17 protein-coding genes are annotated in these 18,671 nt (G+C 62.3%); 12 read left to right on the top strand and 5 right to left on the bottom strand.

Annotation, left to right across the window (positions count from 1 at the left end):
* Nucleotides 1-54 precede the first annotated feature (54 nt).
* Entirely contained in the window at nt 55-1,284 is a 1,230-nt protein-coding gene (gene serA, locus CCOS864_RS26995; protein ID WP_115089451.1) for a phosphoglycerate dehydrogenase, read from the bottom strand.
* Nucleotides 1,285-1,456: 172 nt separating this feature from the next.
* Between serA and CCOS864_RS26990 the strand changes: the two genes are divergently transcribed.
* The 4 genes from CCOS864_RS26990 (at nt 1,457) to CCOS864_RS26975 (ending at nt 5,642) form a co-directional block, all read left to right on the top strand.
* Complete coding sequence (locus tag CCOS864_RS26990) at nt 1,457-2,854, top strand: FAD-binding oxidoreductase (RefSeq protein WP_115089450.1); 1,398 nt, start codon at nt 1,457-1,459, stop codon at nt 2,852-2,854.
* Between the two features lie 41 nt (nt 2,855-2,895).
* On the top strand, nt 2,896-3,561 hold the full coding sequence (locus CCOS864_RS26985) for a fumarylacetoacetate hydrolase family protein (protein ID WP_115089449.1): 666 nt from the start codon (nt 2,896-2,898) through the stop codon (nt 3,559-3,561).
* Nucleotides 3,562-3,711: 150 nt separating this feature from the next.
* Nucleotides 3,712-4,644, top strand: a complete 933-nt coding sequence (locus CCOS864_RS26980; protein ID WP_115089448.1) for an SdiA-regulated domain-containing protein — start codon at nt 3,712-3,714, stop codon at nt 4,642-4,644.
* A gap of 86 nt (nt 4,645-4,730) precedes the next feature.
* Nucleotides 4,731-5,642 (top strand): SdiA-regulated domain-containing protein, encoded by a 912-nt coding sequence (locus tag CCOS864_RS26975; protein WP_115089447.1) that lies wholly within the window; start codon nt 4,731-4,733, stop codon nt 5,640-5,642.
* A gap of 93 nt (nt 5,643-5,735) precedes the next feature.
* Here CCOS864_RS26975 and rpiA read toward each other — a convergent pair whose 3' ends face one another.
* The gene (rpiA, locus tag CCOS864_RS26970) at nt 5,736-6,407 is read right to left on the bottom strand and encodes a ribose-5-phosphate isomerase RpiA (protein ID WP_010222132.1); all 672 of its coding nucleotides are present in this window, start codon (nt 6,405-6,407) and stop codon (nt 5,736-5,738) included.
* Nucleotides 6,408-6,543: 136 nt separating this feature from the next.
* Between rpiA and ilvA the strand changes: the two genes are divergently transcribed.
* On the top strand, nt 6,544-8,058 hold the full coding sequence (gene ilvA / locus CCOS864_RS26965; RefSeq protein WP_115089446.1) for a threonine ammonia-lyase, biosynthetic: 1,515 nt from the start codon (nt 6,544-6,546) through the stop codon (nt 8,056-8,058).
* Between the two features lie 41 nt (nt 8,059-8,099).
* Nucleotides 8,100-8,528: a DUF2269 family protein gene (locus tag CCOS864_RS26960; RefSeq protein ID WP_115089445.1), complete on the top strand. Its 429-nt coding sequence runs from the start codon at nt 8,100-8,102 to the stop codon at nt 8,526-8,528.
* A gap of 64 nt (nt 8,529-8,592) precedes the next feature.
* Here the strand turns inward: CCOS864_RS26960 and CCOS864_RS26955 are convergent, their stop codons facing one another.
* The gene (locus CCOS864_RS26955; protein ID WP_115089444.1) at nt 8,593-9,249 is read right to left on the bottom strand and encodes a histidinol-phosphatase; all 657 of its coding nucleotides are present in this window, start codon (nt 9,247-9,249) and stop codon (nt 8,593-8,595) included.
* A gap of 140 nt (nt 9,250-9,389) precedes the next feature.
* Here CCOS864_RS26955 and CCOS864_RS26950 point away from each other — a divergent pair, with 140 nt between their 5' ends.
* Nucleotides 9,390-9,869, top strand: coding sequence for an RNA pyrophosphohydrolase (locus CCOS864_RS26950; protein ID WP_010222140.1), 480 nt, complete (start codon nt 9,390-9,392; stop codon nt 9,867-9,869).
* 22 nt (nt 9,870-9,891) lie between these two features.
* Nucleotides 9,892-12,171, top strand: a complete 2,280-nt coding sequence (gene ptsP / locus CCOS864_RS26945) for a phosphoenolpyruvate--protein phosphotransferase (RefSeq protein ID WP_115089443.1) — start codon at nt 9,892-9,894, stop codon at nt 12,169-12,171.
* Nucleotides 12,172-12,269: 98 nt separating this feature from the next.
* Here the strand turns inward: ptsP and CCOS864_RS26940 are convergent, their stop codons facing one another.
* A complete protein-coding gene (locus CCOS864_RS26940) occupies nt 12,270-13,016 on the bottom strand; it encodes an NRDE family protein (protein ID WP_115089442.1) in 747 nt (248 codons plus the stop codon).
* A gap of 129 nt (nt 13,017-13,145) precedes the next feature.
* On the opposite strand from CCOS864_RS26940, the gene CCOS864_RS26935 reads away from it, so the two are divergent.
* From CCOS864_RS26935 to CCOS864_RS26925, 3 genes are read left to right on the top strand one after another with little or no spacing between them, the layout of a single operon-like run.
* Entirely contained in the window at nt 13,146-13,928 is a 783-nt protein-coding gene (locus CCOS864_RS26935; RefSeq protein WP_115089441.1) for a sulfite exporter TauE/SafE family protein, read from the top strand.
* A gap of 14 nt (nt 13,929-13,942) precedes the next feature.
* Complete coding sequence (gene lgt, locus CCOS864_RS26930; RefSeq protein WP_115089440.1) at nt 13,943-14,752, top strand: prolipoprotein diacylglyceryl transferase; 810 nt, start codon at nt 13,943-13,945, stop codon at nt 14,750-14,752.
* Between the two features lie 47 nt (nt 14,753-14,799).
* The gene (locus CCOS864_RS26925) at nt 14,800-15,771 is read left to right on the top strand and encodes a thymidylate synthase (protein WP_115089439.1); all 972 of its coding nucleotides are present in this window, start codon (nt 14,800-14,802) and stop codon (nt 15,769-15,771) included.
* 110 nt (nt 15,772-15,881) lie between these two features.
* On the opposite strand, the gene cadR is transcribed toward CCOS864_RS26925, so the two are convergent.
* Nucleotides 15,882-16,325: a Cd(II)/Pb(II)-responsive transcriptional regulator gene (gene cadR, locus CCOS864_RS26920; RefSeq protein WP_010222147.1), complete on the bottom strand. Its 444-nt coding sequence runs from the start codon at nt 16,323-16,325 to the stop codon at nt 15,882-15,884.
* A gap of 82 nt (nt 16,326-16,407) precedes the next feature.
* On the opposite strand from cadR, the gene CCOS864_RS26915 reads away from it, so the two are divergent.
* A complete protein-coding gene (locus tag CCOS864_RS26915) occupies nt 16,408-18,669 on the top strand; it encodes a heavy metal translocating P-type ATPase (protein WP_115089438.1) in 2,262 nt (753 codons plus the stop codon).
* The last annotated feature ends 2 nt before the right edge of the window (nt 18,670-18,671 follow it).

Here is an 18,671-nt window from a genome sequence, read left to right as displayed (position 1 = left end):
GGGCATAAAAAAGGGAAGCCATCACGGCCTCCCTTTTTTTGTCGCACGGAAAACTTAGAACAGAACGCGGGAGCGGATGGTGCCCTTGATCTGTTGCAGTTTTTCTTGCGCCAGGTCCGAGTACTCGGCATCAACGTCGATCACCACGTAACCGACTTTCTCGTTGGTCTGCAGGAACTGACCGGAGATGTTGATCGCGTTTTCGGCGAACACTTTGTTGATTTCGCTGAGTACACCCGGAATGTTTTCGTGGATGTGCAGCAGACGGTGCTTGCCCGGGTGCGCCGGCAGGGCCACTTCAGGGAAGTTGACCGACGACACGGAAGTACCGTTGTCGCTGTACTTGACCAGCTTCTCTGCCACTTCCAGACCGATGTTGGCCTGGGCTTCAGCGGTGGAGCCGCCGATGTGCGGGGTCAGGATCACGTTGTCCAGGCCACGCAGCGGGCTTTCGAACTCTTCGTCGTTGGAGCGCGGCTCGACCGGGAACACGTCGATGGCGGCGCCGATCAGGTGCTTGTCCTTGATCGCAGCAGCCAGGTGATCCAGCTCGACCACGGTACCGCGGGCGGCGTTGATCAGGATCGAGCCTTTCTTCATCGCGCGGATTTCTTTCTCGCCGATCATCCATTGGGTGGATGGCAGCTCAGGCACGTGCAGCGAGACGATGTCGGCCAGGCCCAACAGCTCGTTCAGGCTGGTGACCTGGGTAGCATTGCCCAATGGCAGCTTGGTCAGCGGGTCGAAGAAGAACACCTGCATGCCAAGGCTTTCGGCCAGGACCGACAGTTGGGTACCGATCGAGCCATAGCCGACGATGCCCAGCTTCTTGCCGCGGATCTCGAAGGAGTTGGCCGCGCTCTTGATCCAGCCACCACGGTGGCAGGAAGCGTTTTTCTCGGGGATGCCGCGCAGCAGCAGGATCGCTTCTGCCAGCACCAGCTCGGCCACCGAACGGGTGTTGGAGTACGGTGCGTTGAACACGGCGATACCGCGTTCGCGAGCGGCGTTCAGGTCAACCTGGTTGGTACCGATGCAGAAACAGCCGACAGCGACCAGTTTCTTGGCGCAGTCGAAAACCTCTTCGGTCAGTTGAGTGCGCGAGCGGATGCCGATGAAGTGGGCATCGGCGATCTTTTCTTTCAACTCAGCGTCGGGCAGAGAACCGGTGAGGTACTCGATGCTGGTATACCCGGCGGCCTTGAGGACGTCCACGGCGGATTGGTGGACGCCTTCGAGAAGAAGGAACTTGATCTTGCTCTTATCGAGAGAAGTCTTGCTCATCTGCGTAAACCTGTGTCCCGGAGAAAAATGGCAGGGAAGTGAAGCTCTCGCAGCATCGGCCTGAAGCACGATCAGCGGGGGGCGTATGCTAGCATGAGTACCCCCCGATACGCCCATCCCTGGGACGTGAAGAGTGCTCAGGGTGACTATGAATAGTTCGAGAGTTCTATCGATGACCGATCTTGCGCTGATTGATGAGCTGATGACCCTGGTAGAGCCCGGCAAGGTGCTGACCGACGCGGCCTCCCTTGAGGCCTACGGCAAGGATTGGACCAAGCACTTCGCTCCGGCGCCCTCGGCCATCGTCTTCCCCAAGAGCATCGAGCAGGTTCAGGCCATCGTGCGCTGGGCCAACCAGCACAAGGTCGCCCTGGTGCCGTCGGGCGGTCGCACCGGGCTGTCGGCTGCAGCGGTAGCGGCCAATGGCGAGGTGGTCGTGGCCTTCGACTACATGAACCAGATTCTCGACTTCAACGAATTCGACCGCTCGGTGGTCTGTCAGCCGGGGGTGGTTACCCAGCAGCTGCAGGATTTTGCCGAGGACAAGGGCCTGTATTACCCGGTCGACTTCGCGTCGGCAGGCTCCAGCCAGATTGGCGGCAACATCGGCACCAATGCCGGCGGGATCAAGGTGATTCGCTACGGTATGACCCGTAACTGGGTGGCTGGCCTCAAGGTCGTCACCGGCAAGGGTGACCTGCTCGAGCTGAACAAGGACCTGATCAAGAACGCCACCGGCTACGACCTGCGTCAGCTGTTCATTGGCGCCGAAGGCACCCTGGGCTTCGTGGTCGAGGCGACCATGCGCCTGGACCGCGCGCCGAACAACCTCACGGCCATGGTGCTCGGTACCCCGGACTTCGATTCGATCATGCCGGTGTTGCACGCATTTCGTGGCAAGCTCGACCTGACGGCATTCGAGTTCTTCTCTGACAAGGCCCTGGCCAAGATCATGGGGCGCGGCGATGTGCCGGCACCGTTCGAGACCGACTGCCCGTTCTATGTATTGCTGGAGTTCGAAGCCAGCAACGAGGATGTGGCCAATGACGCCCTGGCCACTTTTGAGCACTGCGTGGAGCAGGGCTGGGTGTTGGACGGCGTCATGAGCCAGAGCGAACAGCAGCTGCAAAACCTCTGGAAGCTACGCGAGTACATCTCTGAAACCATCTCGCACTGGACCCCATACAAGAACGATATTTCGGTCACCGTGTCGAAAGTGCCGGCGTTCCTCAAGGATATTGACGCGATCGTCGCAGAAAGCTATCCGGACTTCGAAGTGGTTTGGTACGGCCACATTGGCGACGGCAACCTGCACCTGAACATCCTCAAGCCGCAGAACCTGAGCAAGGACGAGTTCTTTGCCAAGTGCGCGACGGTGAACAAGTGGGTGTTCGAGACCGTCGAGAAGTACAACGGCTCGATCTCTGCCGAGCACGGCGTCGGCATGACCAAGCGTGACTATCTGACCTACAGCCGCTCGCCGGTCGAAATCGAGTACATGAAAGCAGTGAAGGCAGCGTTCGATCCCAACGGGATCATGAACCCGGGCAAGATCTTCGCTGTCGAGTAAGCCACAGGCACAAGAGCATCCAATAGCGCCAGGAGTCGGTAATGAGCTATCAGCACCAGTATGTAGACGGCACGCGTATTCACTATCCGCTGGGCAAGGTGGTGTGCATCGGGCGCAACTATGCAGAGCACGCCAAAGAGCTGGATAACCCTATCCCTAGCGAGCCGCTGCTGTTCATCAAGCCGGGCAGTTGTGTGGTGCCTCTCGACAGCGGCTTCAAGATCCCGACTGAACGCGGTTCGGTGCACTACGAGACGGAAATTGCCGTGTTGCTCGGCAAGTCGCTGTCTACCAATCCGACCGAAGAAGAAGTGCTCGACGCCATCTCCGGCTTCGCCCCGGCCCTGGACCTGACCCTGCGCGACCTGCAGGCGCAGCTGAAGGAAAAAGGCCTGCCGTGGGAACGCTCCAAGTGCTTCGATGGCGCCTGCGTACTGCCGCCGTTCGTGCCGGTCAGTGCCTTTGAAGACCTGACCGACATCGGCATCCGCCTGACCCTCAACGGTGAAGTGCGCCAGGACGGCAACAGCGCGCTGATGCTCAACCCGATCGTGCCGATGATCCAGCACATGGCCACGCAATTCTCGCTGCTGGCCGGCGACGTGATCCTCACCGGTACCCCGGTTGGCGTCGGCCCGCTCAATCCTGGCGACAAGCTGGTGGTCGAGCTACCAGGCGTCAGCCGTTTCGAAAGCCAGGTGCTTTAACCTGTTGGCATGGCAGCCAGAATCACCGGCTGCCATGCTGCCCGTCGGCTTTTGCCATTTTTTTCACAATCGATGCGGATAATGCTTGCGGACCTGGCTCAGCGAACGTGCCGGTAATGTGTTATCAACTGGCAAAAAGAGCACAACCCCATGGCCACTCCTCTTCCTTCGAGTAATTCCCTGCCGCCTGCGCGCAAGCGTGGCCTGGCCTTGCGCTGGTCCACCTGGCTGGTTGCCGCAGCGATCATCGGTTACGGCGTGGCGATTGCCATGCATTGGGATGACCGTGGCCTGCTCTGGTTGCAGGAGCGTTTCGAAAGCAAGATTGAGCAACAGGCCAGCATCTGGCTGCCGGACTACCAGGTCGATATCGACGCCAAAGTGCTGCCAGGCATGGAGGATGATGAAGCTTCCGACCTGTCCTACAACCCGGTGAGCAAAACCCTGTTCGCGGTCATGGGCAAGAATCCCTTTCTGGTCGAGCTGACCCTTGAAGGCGACGTGCTGCGCAAGATGCCGCTGGTGGGCTGGAGCAATCCTGAAGGGGTGGCCGTGCTCGAAGGCGGGCGCTTGGCGATTGTCGATGAGCGCGATCACAAGTTGACCATCGTCACCCTCAATGCCGATACCCGTTCGCTGAATATCGCCGACTTCCCGCAGTTTGACCTCGGCCCATCGGAAAACCAGAACAAGGCCTTCGAAGCCGTGGCCTGGGACCCTTTGCAGCAGCGCATCATCCTCGGTGAAGAGCGGCCGCCGGCACTGTTCACCTGGAACAGCGACGGCCACAGCCCGCTGACCGGTGACAAGAAGCCGCTGCCCAGCGACGAGCTGGACCTGCGCAACCTCTCGGCGCTGGGCGTCGATCCGCGTACCGGGCACCTGCTGGTGCTGTCCGCCGACTCCAACATGCTCCTGGAGCTGGACGAGAAGGGCGAGCAGGTCAGCTTCATGACCCTGCTGGGCGGCTTCAACGGCCTGAAGAAGCGCATTCCACGCGCTGAAGGCGTGGCGATGGACGAGCATGGCACGCTGTACATCGTCAGTGAGCCGGATCTGTTCTATCGTTTCAAAAAGCCCTGATTTCAGATTTTTCCTACGTCAGGTTTTAAGTTTCGCTTCAGTTGAGTGTGGGAAGATTCAGGCTGTCACCTAAAGAGTCCACCTGAATGCGCCGCTACATCCGCCTGCCGCTGATTTTCCTGGTATTGAGCCTGTTCGCCTTGCTCCTGGTCGCTGTGGCCGGGCAGCAGTACCGTCTGTTCGAACGCGGCTGGTTCAACGTCAAGACCTGGTGGCAGCCGTTCGAGCAAAGCATTGGTCTGGACCAGTACAAGGTAGTGCTTGAAGCCAAGCCTATCGAAGGCCTAGATGAAGACATTTCGGCGCTGACCTTCGACCCCGATCGCAATAGCCTGTTTACCGTTACCAATAAACGCCCTGAGCTGATCGAGCTGTCGCTGGACGGGCGCATTCTGCGGCGCGTGCCGTTGACCGGGTTTGGCGACCCGGAGGCGGTGGAATACGTCGGCGCCAACACTTACGTGATCACCGACGAGCGTGAACAGCGCCTGATTCGCGTGCGTCTGAACGACAGCACGCCGTTTCTCGACGCCAAGGATGCCGAGCAGCTGACCCTGGGCATTGGCCTGAACGGCAATAAGGGTTTCGAAGGCCTGGCCTATGACTCGGCCGGCAAGCGCTTGTTCGTGGCCAAGGAGCGCGACCCGATGCTGATCTACGAGGTGCATGGTTTCCCCCATGACAACCCGGAACAGCCGTATGCGGTGCATGTGGTACAGGACCAGAAGCGTGATTCGCGGCTGTTTGTGCGTGATCTGTCGAGCTTGCAGTTCGATGAGCGCAGCGGCCACTTGCTGGCGTTGTCGGATGAGTCTCAGCTGGTGCTGGAGCTGGACGTGCAGGGCAAACCGCTGAGCACCTTGTCACTGCGCAAGGGCTTTCAGGGCTTGAAGAAGAGCGTGCCGCAGGCCGAAGGCATCGCCATGGACGATGCCGGGACCATTTACCTGGTCAGCGAGCCGAACCTGTTTTACGTGTTCAAGAAGCCGACCGAGTAGGTTTCATCGCGGGGCAAGCCCGCTCCCACAAGCAGAACCTGTGGGAGCTGGCTTGCCAGCGATGGGCTGCAAGGCAGCCCCGAATCAGACACCTCAGGCCTTGAGGCTCTTGACCCCTTCCGAAGTGCCCAGCAACAGCAAATCCGCCGGCCGCGCCGCGAACAGGCCGTTGGTGACCACGCCGACAATCGCATTGATCTGGCTTTCCAGCTCGACCGGGTTGGTGATCTGCAGGTTGTGCACATCGAGAATGATGTTGCCGTTATCGGTCAGCACGCCCTCGCGGTACACCGGGTCGCCGCCGAGCTTGACCAGCTGGCGCGCCACGTGGCTGCGGGCCATGGGGATCACTTCGACCGGCAGCGGGAAGGCACCCAGCACCGGCACCAGCTTGCTGGCGTCGGCGATGCAGATGAAGGTCTTGGCCACGGCGGCAACGATCTTCTCGCGGGTCAGGGCCGCGCCACCGCCCTTGATCAGGTTCAGGTGCTCGTCGCTTTCGTCGGCGCCGTCGACGTAGAACTCCAGGTCGCTGACGGTGTTCAGCTCATACACCGGAATACCATGACCCTTCAGGCGTGCAGCGGTCGCTTCGGAACTGGCCACGGCGCCGTCGAAGGCGGTCTTGTGCTTGGCCAGGGCGTCGATGAAGCAGTTGGCGGTCGAACCGGTGCCGACGCCGACGATGCTCTTGTCGTCGAGCTTGGGCAGAATGAAATCGACAGCGGCCTGGGCGACAGCCTGTTTGAGTTGGTCCTGGGTCATGCGGGCTCCGAAGCGGGGAGGAGTATCGTGAAGGTGCGTAGTATAGCGGCTAAAACCCCTGCCTTGCTGTGGTCGCCCGACAGGGCGCTGGGGTAGACTCGCAAACCTCGCCCAACCGCTCAGTGATGCTTTCCCGATGCTCGAACAGTACGTCAAGAAGATCCTCACCTCGCGCGTTTACGACGTTGCCGTCGAAACTCCGTTGCAGACCGCCGGCCAGCTGAGCAAGCGTCTGGGCAACAACATCCTGCTCAAGCGTGAAGACTTGCAGCCGGTGTTCTCCTTCAAGATTCGCGGTGCCTATAACAAGCTGGCCCAGCTCAGTGCTGAGGAACTGGCCCGTGGCGTAGTCACCGCATCGGCCGGCAACCATGCCCAGGGCGTGGCCCTGGCGGCCCGTGAGCTGGGGATCAAGGCCACCATCGTGATGCCCAAGACCACCCCCGAGATCAAGATCGAAGGCGTGCGTTCGCGCGGTGGCAAGGTGGTGCTGCACGGTGACTCGTTCCCGGAAGCGCTGGCCTATTCGCTGAAGCTGGTGGACGAAAAGGGCTTTGTCTACATCCACCCCTATGACGATCCGCACACCATCGCCGGGCAGGGCACCGTGGCCATGGAGATTCTGCGTCAGCACCCGGGCCAGCTGGACGCGATCTTCGTCCCGGTCGGTGGCGGCGGCCTGATCGCCGGCATCGCCGCCTACGTGAAGTACCTGCGCCCGGAGATCAAGGTGATCGGCGTCGAGCCGGACGACTCCAACTGCCTGCAGGCCGCCATGGCCGCGGGTGAGCGTGTGGTGCTGGCGCAGGTCGGGCTGTTTGCCGATGGCGTGGCAGTGGCGCAGATCGGCCAGCACACCTTCGACATCTGCAAGGACTACGTCGACGAGGTGATCACCGTCAGTACCGACGAGATCTGCGCGGCAATCAAGGATATCTACGACGATACCCGCTCGATCACCGAACCTGCCGGGGCCCTGGGTGTTGCCGGGATCAAGAAGTACGTCGAACTCAATGGCGTGACCGGGCAGACCCTGGTCGCCATCGATTCCGGCGCCAACGTCAACTTCGACCGCCTGCGCCATGTCGCCGAGCGGGCCGAATTGGGCGAGGGCCGCGAAGCCATCATCGCCGTGACCATTCCCGAGCAGCCAGGCAGTTTCAAGGCCTTCTGCGAGGCGATCGGCAAGCGCCAGATCACCGAATTCAACTACCGCTACCACGCTGATGGCGAAGCGCACATCTTCGTCGGCGTGCAGACCCACCCGGACACCGACCCGCGCAGTGCGCTGATCCAGAGCCTGACCGAGCAAGGTTTCCCGGTACTCGACCTGACCGATAACGAATTGGCCAAGCTGCACATCCGCCATATGGTCGGTGGCCATGCTGCGCGGGTCAGCGACGAGTTGGTGCTGCGCTTCGAGTTCCCCGAGCGTCCGGGCGCGCTGTTCAACTTCCTCAACAAGCTTGGCGGGCGCTGGAACATCTCGATGTTCCATTACCGCAACCATGGCGCGGCCGATGGTCGCGTGGTCGCCGGCCTGCAAGTTCCGGATGATGAGCGCCACCTGGTCCCGGCAGCCCTGGCCAAGATTGGCTACCCGTACTGGGACGAAACCGATAACCCGGCGTACCGGCTGTTCCTGGGCTGAGCGTCTACGCTTTTGGGCAACGCCTGAGGAAGATAGAAGAAATGGAACTGCTGACTACCCTGAAAACCGCCCATATCCTGGCCACCGTGTTGCTGCTGGGCAGCGCGCTGGGGCTGGCGATCTGGACCTTTCTGGCGCGCCGCAAAGGTGACGCCAGTGCCCACACCCGGTTGATGGCCCGGCCGCTGGTGTTTGTCTGGCTGTTGATGGGCATCTGCCTGGTGAGCATGCCGTTCACTGGCTGGTGGCTGGTGCACCTGATCGGCTGGCCGTTGGGCCAGACCTGGGTGCTGGGTTCCAGCGTGATCTACACCTTCGGTGCGTTTAGCTGGTTCTGGCTGCTGGCGCGGGTCAATCGCCTGCGTACGGCACCGACCGTGGGCAACCCGAAGTTCACCCTGGCGCTGGCGGTGTTCAGCGGCGTCTGCTTCATTGCCATCGCCGGCTTAATGGGCGCCAAACCGGTCTGACGGGCCTCAGCGCGGCTCAAGCCCGCTCCTGTAGGAGCGGGCTTGAGCCGCGCTGAGCCACCCATCAATCCCGCAGGCTGATCACCTGCCAGCCGCGTTTCTCGGCTTCGGCGCGCAGGTTCGGGTCGGGGTCGACCGCCACCGGGTGGGTGACCTTCTCCAGCAGCGGCAAGTCGTTCATCGAGTCGCTGTAGAAGTAGCTGTCTTCCAGGCTGTAGCCGTTTTCCAGCAACCAGCGGTTCAGACGCGTAACCTTGCCTTCACGGAAGCACGGTATATCGGTACTGCGCCCGCTGAAACGACCGTCGAGCATTTCGCATTCGGTAGCCAGCAGGGTCTGAACGCCCAGGCGTTTGGCGATCGGGCCGGTGATGAAACGGTTGGTGGCGGTGATGATCACCAGCTTGTCGCCCGCGGCACGGTGCTTTTCCAGCAGGGCCAGGGCCTTGGGCAAAATGATCGGCTCGACGCAATCGCGCATGAAGTCGCGATGCCATTCGTCGAGTTGGGCCATTTCCGTGGTCGCCAGGATTTCCAGGGTGAATTCCAGGTAAGCGTTCAGGTCCAGCTTGCCAGCCAGGTAGTCCTGGTAGAACTCGTCGTTGCGGTTCTTGTAGGCGATCGGGTCGAGAATACCCCGTTCGCACAGGTAGTCCCCCCAGGCGTGGTCGCTGTCGCCACCGAGGAGCGTATTGTCCAGATCGAATAAAGCCAGGCGCATTTAAGTCACTCGCATAACATCTGAAAAGTCCCACAGAATACGGACTTTTCACATCGGTGCACATAAGGTAAACAGGCGCGTTGCTGGCCTTGTGACCTTTGTGGAACAATGCCGTGACATGCGTTTGCGAGGTTGCTGCCGTGATCGACCCCGATGGTTTTCGCCCCAATGTCGGGATCATTCTGACGAATGATCTTGGGCAGGTGCTATGGGCTCGACGGATCAACCAGGATGCCTGGCAGTTTCCCCAGGGAGGTATCAACCCCGAGGAAACGCCGGAAGATGCCCTGTACCGCGAGCTGAACGAAGAAGTGGGGCTGGAGCGAGATGATGTTGAAATTCTTGCCTGCACCCGCGGCTGGTTGCGTTATCGTTTACCCCAACGCCTGGTCCGTACCCACAGCCAACCGCTGTGCATCGGCCAGAAACAGAAATGGTTCCTGCTGCGCCTGGTTTCCAACGAGCAGCGGGTGCGAATGGACTTGACCGGTAAACCGGAGTTCGACGGCTGGCGCTGGGTCAGCTATTGGTATCCGCTGGGCCAGGTGGTGACATTCAAGCGCGAGGTTTACCGCCGCGCTCTCAAAGAGCTTGCCCCGCGCCTGCTGGCGCGCGACTGACGACGGAGTTCGACCCCGAGCCATGCTCAATACGCTGCGCAAGATCGTCCAGGAAGTTAACTCCGCCAAGGATCTCAAGACGGCGTTGGGGATCATTGTGTTGCGCGTAAAAGAGGCCATGGGCAGTCAGGTCTGCTCCGTCTATCTGCTCGACCCCGAGACCAACCGCTTTGTGTTGATGGCCACCGAGGGCTTGAACAAACGCTCGATCGGCAAGGTCAGCATGGCGCCCAACGAGGGTCTGGTCGGCCTGGTCGGTACCCGGGAAGAGCCGCTGAACCTGGAAAACGCCGCCGACCACCCGCGTTACCGCTACTTCGCTGAAACCGGCGAGGAGCGTTTTGCTTCCTTCCTCGGTGCGCCGATCATCCACCACCGCCGCGTGGTCGGGGTGCTGGTCATCCAGCAAAAGGAGCGGCGCCAGTTCGACGAAGGCGAAGAAGCCTTCCTGGTCACCATGAGCGCGCAGCTCGCCGGGGTTATCGCCCATGCCGAGGCCACCGGTTCGATCCGCGGCCTGGGCCGTCAGGGCAAGGGTATCCAGGAGGCCAAGTTCGTCGGTGTCCCTGGTTCACCCGGCGCTGCGGTGGGCAAGGCGGTGGTCATGCTGCCACCGGCCGATCTCGACGTGGTACCGGACAAGAGCGTCGATGACATCGACGCCGAACTGAAACTGTTCAACAACGCCCTGGAAGGGGTGCGCGAAGACATGCGCAACCTCTCCGCCAAGCTCGCCACCCAGTTGCGCCCGGAAGAGCGCGCGCTGTTCGACGTCTACCTGATGATGCTCGAAGACGCGGCCCTGGGCGGTGAAGTGGTGCAGGTGATCAAGACCGGCCAGTGGGCCCAGGGCGCGCTGCGCCAGGTGGTCGGGGAGCACGTCAATCGCTTCGAGCTGATGGACGATGCCTACCTGCGCGAGAGGGCTTCCGATGTGAAGGATCTGGGCCGGCGACTGCTGGCCTACCTGCAGGAGGCCCGTCAGTTGTCGCTGGTCTATCCCGACAACAGTATTCTCATCAGTGAAGAACTGACCCCGGCGATGCTCGGCGAAGTGCCGGAAGGCAAGCTGGTCGGCCTGGTCTCGGTACTGGGATCGGGCAACTCCCACGTCGCCATCCTGGCCCGGGCCATGGGCATCCCGACTGTCATGGGCCTGGTCGACCTGCCGTATTCCAAGGTCGACGGCATCGACATGATCGTCGATGGCTACAAGGGCGAGGTCTACACCAACCCCAGCGAAGTGCTGCGCAAGCAGTACGCCGAAGTGGTCGAAGAGGAGCGCCAGCTGGCCCAGGGCCTCGACGCCCTGCGCGAACTGCCTTGCGTAACCCTCGATGGTCACCGCATGCCGTTGTGGGTCAACACCGGCCTGCTCGCCGATGTCGCCCGCGCCCAGCAACGTGGCGCCGAAGGCGTCGGCCTGTACCGCACTGAAGTGCCGTTCATGATCAACCAGCGCTTCCCCAGTGAAAAGGAGCAGCTGGCGATCTATCGCGAGCAACTGGCGGCCTTCCACCCGCTGCCGGTGACCATGCGCAGCCTGGATATCGGCGGCGACAAGGCGCTGTCGTACTTCCCGATCAAGGAAGACAACCCGTTCCTCGGCTGGCGCGGTATTCGCGTCACCCTCGATCACCCGGAAATCTTCCTGGTGCAGACCCGCGCCATGCTCAAGGCCAGTGAAGGCCTGAACAACCTGCGCATCCTGCTGCCGATGATTTCCGGTATCCACGAACTCGAAGAGGCCCTGCACCTGATCCACCGGGCCTGGGGCGAAGTGCGCGACGAAGGCACCGACGTGCCGATGCCGCCGGTGGGGGTGATGATCGAAATCCCCGCAGCGGTGTACCAGACCCGCGAGCTGGCGCGCCAGGTGGACTTCCTCTCGGTCGGCTCCAACGACCTGACCCAGTACTTGCTGGCGGTTGACCGCAACAACCCGCGCGTCGCCGACCTCTATGACTACCTGCACCCGGCGGTGCTCCAGGCCCTGCAGAACGTCGTGCGCGATGCCCACGCCGAAGGCAAGCCGGTGAGCATCTGTGGCGAGATGGCCGGTGATCCGGCGGCGGCGGTGCTGCTGATGGCCATGGGTTTCGACAGCCTGTCGATGAACGCCACCAACCTGCCCAAGGTGAAGTGGATGTTGCGTCAGGTCAGCCTGAGCAAATCCAAGGAGCTGCTGGCCCAGGCCATGGGCATCGACAACCCGCAAGTTATCCACAGCTCGCTGCAGTTGGCCCTGAAGAACCTGGGCCTGGCGCGGATGATCGGGCCCGGGGTGGGCAAGGCCTTGTGATTTTGGGGCTGCTTTTTGCAGCCCATCGCTGGCAAGCCAGCTCCCACAATGGACCTGCATTCACCGACCCTGTGGGAGCTGGCTTGCCAGCGATAGCGTCAGACCTGCAAGCACACCTCCCCCAGATGCCCGCCAAGCGGCCCAAAACTGCGTTCCAGCAACCGTCGCCGACCATCCGCCTCGACAATCAGCACCGTACTGGCCCGCGTCCCGTAGTTCTGGCTGGCAATAAACACGCTCGACAACAAGCGCTCGGTACCCAACCCCACGCCGGTCTCCGGCAGCTCGCTGTCCGCCGCCGGCAGGTTATCCCCAAGCAATTCCAGCAAACGCTCCGGCTGCGGATCGGCCAGGTGCTGTTGCAACCCCGCCCGTGCCTTGAGCAGCTTCGGCCAGGGCGTATCCAGCCCGGCATTGGACACGCCGTAAACCCCTTCGCCCAGCAGCAGCGGCGTGGCTTGCCGGGCATTCAGGTAACCCAGATGCACGCTATCGGCGACCAGCAGGTTGAACCCCGAATACTGCTGGCTACGGCTGGCGACCTGGTCCAGATAAGCCTCAACCCCCAACTCACCGCGCAGAAACGCCGCCACCAGCTCGCCCCGTGAACGGGTGCCCTGGGGCTGCTGCGGGTCGCGGATATTGGTCAGCGCGGCAAAACGGCCGTTGGGCCCGACACCCAGCCAGGTGCCGCCGGCTTCAAGGTCTCGCCCGGCATAAACCCCGGGCGCATCCTCCCAGGCCCCCAGTACACGGCTGGGGCGGGCGTAGAACTCATCACGGTTGGCCGCGACGATCAGCGGCTGGGCATGGCCCGGCCGCCAGGCGAAAACGATCAGACACATAGGTGGACCTCTGTGTTTTTGCCCACTCTACCCATAGCGCCTGACGCGATCCATCGACTTAATGTGTCTTCACTAGAGCCGCAGGCCTACCTTCCGTTACCATGCCGGACTGAATTTACGGGGGCGACAATGGAATTCGTGCTCTATCTGGCGCTGGGCGCCTGCGCAGGCGTGCTGGCCGGGCTGTTCGGCGTTGGTGGCGGCATCATCATCGTGCCGGTGCTGGTATTGAGTTTCACCGTGCAAGGCTTCGACGCTTCGGTGCTGACCCACCTGGCGGTGGGTACTTCGCTGGCGACCATTGTCTTCACCTCGGTCAATGCCATCCGCGAACACCATCGCAAGGGCGCGGTGCAGTGGCCGATTTTCGTCTGGATGACCTTGGGCATACTGATCGGCGCCGGTATCGGCGCCAAGACCGCTTCGGCGATCCAGGGCCCGATGCTGCAAAAGATCATCGGTGTGTTCGCCCTGGTGATCGCCGCGCAGATGGCCCTGGACCTCAAGCCCAAGGCCAGCCGCGGCATTCCCGGCAAGCCCGGGCTGACTGTCGCGGGCAGCGTCATCGGCTGGGCCTCGGCGATCTTTGGCATTGGCGGCGGTTCGTTGACCGTGCCGTTCTTGACCTGGCGCAGTCTGCCCATGCAGCAGGCGGTGGCGACGTCCTCGGCCTGTGGTTTCCCGATTGCCGTGGCCAGCGCCCTGAGTTTCATCTGGCTGGGCTGGCACGACCCGCACCTGCCGGCGCACAGCCTGGGCTTCGTGTACCTGCCGGCGCTGCTCGGGATTGCCCTGACCAGTATGTTTTTCGCCCGCTTCGGCGCGCGCCTGGCGCATAAACTGTCGCCACGCTTGCTCAAACGGCTATTCGCCGCGCTGCTGTTCTGCGTCGGCCTGAGCTTTTTGCTTTAACGAGAGGAGTCACCATGCTGCCTTACCCGCAGATCGATCCAGTGGCAGTGGCCCTGGGTCCGCTGAAAATCCATTGGTACGGCCTGATGTACCTGATCGGCATCGGCGGCGCCTGGCTGCTGGCCTCGCGTCGCCTGAACCGCTTTGACCCGACCTGGAGCCGCGAAAAGCTCTCCGACCTGGTGTTCTGGCTGTCGATGGGGGTGATTGTCGGTGGTCGCCTGGGCTACGTGCTGTTCTATGACCTGCACGCCTATCTGGCCAACCCGACCTTGATCTTCGAGGTATGGAAGGGCGGCATGTCGTTCCACGGCGGCTTCATCGGCGTGATGCTGGCGGCCTTGTGGTTCGGCAAGCGCAACAACAAGTCGTTCTTCGAGCTGATGGACTTCGTCGCGCCACTGGTGCCGATCGGCCTGGGCGCCGGGCGCATCGGCAACTTCATCAACGCCGAGCTGTGGGGCAAGGCCACCGACGTGCCGTGGGCCATGGTCTTCCCGCCGTTCAGCGATCCGGCGCAGCTACCGCGTCACCCGTCGCAGCTGTACCAGTTCGCCCTGGAAGGTGTGGCATTATTCCTGATTCTCTGGCTGTACTCGCGCAAACCGCGCCCGACCATGGCGGTTTCCGGCATGTTCGCGCTGTTCTACGGAATTTTCCGCTTCATCGTCGAATTCGTGCGGGTACCCGACGCCCAGCTTGGCTACCTTGCCTTTGGCTGGTTGACCATGGGCCAGTTGCTTTGCGTGCCGATGATCCTCGGCGGCATCGGCCTGATCTGGTGGGCCTACAACCGCAAACCCACGGCCAAGGCCGCCGTTTGAATTTCCACGGCAGGGCGATCCCCTGCCGTCCTAGCTACAGGTAAGCCATGAAACAGTATCTAGATCTGGTCCGTGACGTGATCGAAAACGGCACCCTGCAGGGTAACCGTACCGGCATCCGCACCATCAGCCTGCCGGGCGCCATGCTGCGCTTCGACCTGCAGAAGGGCTTCCCGGCCATCACCACCCGCAAGCTGGCGTTCAAGTCGGCGATTGGCGAGATGGTCGGCTTCCTGCGCGGCGTGAAGAACGCTGGCGAGTTCCGCGATCTGGGCTGCAAGGTCTGGGACCAGAACGCCAACGAGAATGCCCAGTGGCTGGCCAACCCGTTCCGCCAGGGCCATGACGACCTCGGCGAGATCTACGGCGTGCAATGGCGCCAGTGGCCGGCCTACAAGCGCATCCCGCTGAGCAATCCGGCGGCCATCGAACTGGCCAAGAGCCAGGGCTTCCAGCAGATCGCCCAGGCCGAAGAAGACGGCGAAGCCTTTGTCGTGCTGTACAAGGCCATCGACCAGATCCGCCAGTGCATCGACACCATCCACAACGATCCGGGCAGCCGGCGCATCCTGTTTCACGGCTGGAACTGCGCCCAGCTCGACGAGATGGCCCTGCCGCCGTGCCACCTGCTGTACCAGTTCCACCCGAATGTCGAGACCAGGGAAATTTCCCTGACTCTCTACATCCGCTCCAACGACCTGGGCCTGGGCACGCCGTTCAACCTCACCGAAGGCGCCGCCTTGCTGTCGCTGATGGGCCGCCTGACCGGCTACACGCCGCGCTGGTTCACCTACTTCATCGGTGATGCGCACGTCTACGAGAATCACCTGGACATGCTCAACGAACAGCTCAAGCGCGAGCCGCTGGCAGCGCCGAAGCTGGTGATCAATGATCGCGTGCCGGAGTTCGCCAAGACCGGCGTGTACGAGCCGGAGTGGCTGGAGAAGATCGAACCGAGCGACTTCAGCCTCGAAGGCTACGAGCACCACGCGCCGATGACGGCGCCGATGGCGGTCTGAGTTCTGCCACTGAACTGGCTGGGCTGTCTGTGGGAGCGGGCTTGCCCCGCGATAGCGATCTGTCTTTCACATCGCCTCGCGGGGCAAGCCCGCTCCTACAGGTACCTCAATCAGTGCCCGTGGCTTCTGCCCACATGTGAATGCTCCGCCTCTGGCGCCGTCACCGCACCATTGACCTCAAGATGCTGCAGGATCGAGCACTGCACCTCCTTGGGATGGCAGTGCTGACGCAGTTCCAGCAGTTGTGCCTGCAGTGCCTGCAGCCCGTCGATGCGCGCCTTGACGTGCTGGATATGCTCATCGATCAACGCATTGACGCTTTCACACTGGTCTTCCGGGCTGTCGCGCAGGTGCAGCAGGCTGCGGATTTCTTCCAGGGTCATGTCGAGGGTACGGCAGTTGCGGATGAAGGTCAGGCGCTCGACGTGGGCCTGGGTGTACATCCGGTAGTTGCCCTCGCTGCGCGCCGGCTCCGGCAGCAGGTTTTCCCGCTCGTAGTAACGGATGGTTTCCACCGCGCAATCGGTGGCCTTGGCCAGTTCTCCGATCTTCATCTGCAAATACCTCGACAAGTGGCTTGACCCTATAGTGGCTACAGGGTGTTCACTTGGCAACAGGACATTTAAGGATGAACCCATGAACCAGCCTGTCAGCCACACCCCCGGTAAAGACTCCCACGGTCATGAGCACAGCCATGATCACGCCAAGCATGAACATGCCGAACACGCCCACAGCTGCTGTTCCCACGATGCCGCGCCGGCGCTGGTGCAGCTGAGCGAGGCGAGTAGCGCCGGTGCGCGGTTGAGCCGTTTTCGCATCGAGGCCATGGATTGCCCGACCGAGCAGACGCTGATCCAGAACAAGCTGGGCAAGCTGGCGGGGGTCGAGCAGCTGGAGTTCAACCTGATCAATCGCGTCCTCGGCGTGCGCCATACCCATGCCGACACCGTCGCCATTGAGCAGGCGGTTGCGTCGTTGGGCATGCAGGCTGAACCGCTGAGCGATTCCACCGAGGAAACTGCCGCTGCGCCTGCACCGGTGAAAAAGCATTGGTGGCCGCTGGCATTGGCAGGTGTGGCAGCGCTGGGTGCCGAGGCGATTCATTTCGCCGAACTGGCGCCTTCCTGGGTGGTTGCCCTGGTTGCCCTGGTGTCGATCCTCAGTTGTGGCCTGAGTACCTACAAGAAGGGCTGGATTGCCCTGAAGAACGGCAACCTCAATATCAACGCGCTGATGAGCATCGCCGTGACCGGCGCGGTGCTGATTGGCCAGTGGCCGGAAGCGGCCATGGTCATGTTCCTGTTCACCGTCGCCGAGCTGATCGAAGCGCGCTCGCTGGACCGCGCGCGCAACGCCATCGGCGGCTTGATGCAGTTGAGCCCGGACCTCGCCACCGTGCAGGACGCCGATGGCCAGTGGCGTGAGCTGGACGTCAAGCAGGTCGCCCTCGGTGCGCTGGTGCGGGTGCGCCCTGGCGAGCGCATCGGCCTGGACGGTGAGGTGGTCAGCGGCCAGTCGAGCATCGACCAGGCGCCGATCACCGGCGAGAGCTTGCCGGTAGAGAAGGGCCCGGGCGACAAGGTATTCGCCGGGACCATCAACCAGGCCGGTGCGCTGGAGTACCGGGTGACGGCGGCAGCCGGGCAATCGACCCTGGCGCGGATCATCAAGGCGGTGGAAGAGGCCCAGGGCGCGCGGGCGCCGACCCAGCGTTTCGTCGACCAGTTCTCGCGCATCTACACCCCGGCCGTGTTCGCCTTCGCCCTGGCGGTAGCGGTGATTCCGCCGCTGTTCATGGCTGGCGCCTGGTTCGACTGGATCTACCGCGCCCTGGTGTTGCTGGTGGTGGCGTGCCCGTGTGCCCTGGTGATTTCCACCCCGGTGACCATCGTCAGCGGCCTGGCCGCGGCGGCGCGCAAAGGCATCCTGGTCAAGGGCGGGGTGTACCTGGAAGGCGGGCGCAAACTCGACTTCCTGGCCCTGGACAAGACCGGCACCATCACCCATGGCAAGCCGGTGCAAACCGACCATGAAGTGCTTGAGCCGTTGTTCGAAGGCCGTGCCCAGGCGCTGGCCGCCAGCCTCGCCGACCGCTCCGACCACCCGGTATCCCGTGCCATTGCCGTGTTCGCCACTGAGCAGCAACTGCCCCTGAGTGAAGTGACGGCCTTCGAAGCCCTGGCCGGTCGCGGCGTACGCGGCGAGATTGACGGCGAGCTGTATCACCTCGGTAACCACCGTCTGGTCGAAGAACTCGGCCTGTGCTCGCCGCAGCTCGAAGCCCGGCTCGATGCCCTCGAGCGCCAGGGCAAGACCGTGGTGCTGCTGCTCGACAAGTCCGGCCCGCTGGCGCTGTTCGCCGTCGCCGACACGGTCAAGGAGAGCAGCCGCGAGGCGATTGCCGAATTGCATGAGCTGGGTATCAAGACTGTCATGCTGACCGGCGACAATCCGCACACGGCCCAGGCCATTGCCGCCCAGGTCGGTATCGACCAGGCCCACGGCAACCTGCTGCCGGCCGACAAGCTCAAGACCATCGAAGACCTGTACGCCCAGGGCCATCGGGTCGGCATGGTCGGCGACGGCATCAACGATGCGCCGGCACTGGCCCGGGCCGAGATCGGTTTTGCCATGGCTGCGGCCGGTACCGATACCGCCATCGAGACCGCCGACGTGGCGCTGATGGATGATGACTTGCGCAAAATTCCGGCCTTCGTCAGGCTCTCGCGCCAGAGTGCGGCGATCCTGACCCAGAACATTGTCCTGGCCCTGGGGATCAAGGCGATCTTCCTGGCAGTCACCTTCGCCGGCATGGCAACCATGTGGATGGCGGTGTTCGCCGACATGGGCGTGAGCTTGCTGGTGGTGTTCAACGGCCTGCGCCTGCTGCGTAAATAGAG

This window comes from Pseudomonas wadenswilerensis (assembly GCF_900497695.1).
GTDB lineage: Bacteria > Pseudomonadota > Gammaproteobacteria > Pseudomonadales > Pseudomonadaceae > Aquipseudomonas > Aquipseudomonas wadenswilerensis.
The sequence above is the reverse complement of the archived record's forward strand: the minus strand, read 5'-3'. Positions and strand labels throughout refer to the sequence as shown.

Excerpts from the sequence above, each read along its gene's own strand:
- serA (WP_115089451.1), bottom strand. The coding sequence starts at position 1,284 with ATGAGCAAGACTTCTCTCGATAAGAGCAAGATCAAGTTCCTTCTTCTC.
- CCOS864_RS26990 (WP_115089450.1), top strand. The coding sequence starts at position 1,457 with ATGACCGATCTTGCGCTGATTGATGAGCTGATGACCCTGGTAGAGCCC.
- CCOS864_RS26985 (WP_115089449.1), top strand. The coding sequence starts at position 2,896 with ATGAGCTATCAGCACCAGTATGTAGACGGCACGCGTATTCACTATCCG.
- CCOS864_RS26980 (WP_115089448.1), top strand. The coding sequence starts at position 3,712 with ATGGCCACTCCTCTTCCTTCGAGTAATTCCCTGCCGCCTGCGCGCAAG.
- CCOS864_RS26975 (WP_115089447.1), top strand. The coding sequence starts at position 4,731 with ATGCGCCGCTACATCCGCCTGCCGCTGATTTTCCTGGTATTGAGCCTG.
- rpiA (WP_010222132.1), bottom strand. The coding sequence starts at position 6,407 with ATGACCCAGGACCAACTCAAACAGGCTGTCGCCCAGGCCGCTGTCGAT.
- ilvA (WP_115089446.1), top strand. The coding sequence starts at position 6,544 with ATGCTCGAACAGTACGTCAAGAAGATCCTCACCTCGCGCGTTTACGAC.
- CCOS864_RS26960 (WP_115089445.1), top strand. The coding sequence starts at position 8,100 with ATGGAACTGCTGACTACCCTGAAAACCGCCCATATCCTGGCCACCGTG.
- CCOS864_RS26955 (WP_115089444.1), bottom strand. The coding sequence starts at position 9,249 with ATGCGCCTGGCTTTATTCGATCTGGACAATACGCTCCTCGGTGGCGAC.
- ptsP (WP_115089443.1), top strand. The coding sequence starts at position 9,892 with ATGCTCAATACGCTGCGCAAGATCGTCCAGGAAGTTAACTCCGCCAAG.
- CCOS864_RS26940 (WP_115089442.1), bottom strand. The coding sequence starts at position 13,016 with ATGTGTCTGATCGTTTTCGCCTGGCGGCCGGGCCATGCCCAGCCGCTG.
- CCOS864_RS26935 (WP_115089441.1), top strand. The coding sequence starts at position 13,146 with ATGGAATTCGTGCTCTATCTGGCGCTGGGCGCCTGCGCAGGCGTGCTG.
- lgt (WP_115089440.1), top strand. The coding sequence starts at position 13,943 with ATGCTGCCTTACCCGCAGATCGATCCAGTGGCAGTGGCCCTGGGTCCG.
- CCOS864_RS26925 (WP_115089439.1), top strand. The coding sequence starts at position 14,800 with ATGAAACAGTATCTAGATCTGGTCCGTGACGTGATCGAAAACGGCACC.
- cadR (WP_010222147.1), bottom strand. The coding sequence starts at position 16,325 with ATGAAGATCGGAGAACTGGCCAAGGCCACCGATTGCGCGGTGGAAACC.
- CCOS864_RS26915 (WP_115089438.1), top strand. The coding sequence starts at position 16,408 with ATGAACCAGCCTGTCAGCCACACCCCCGGTAAAGACTCCCACGGTCAT.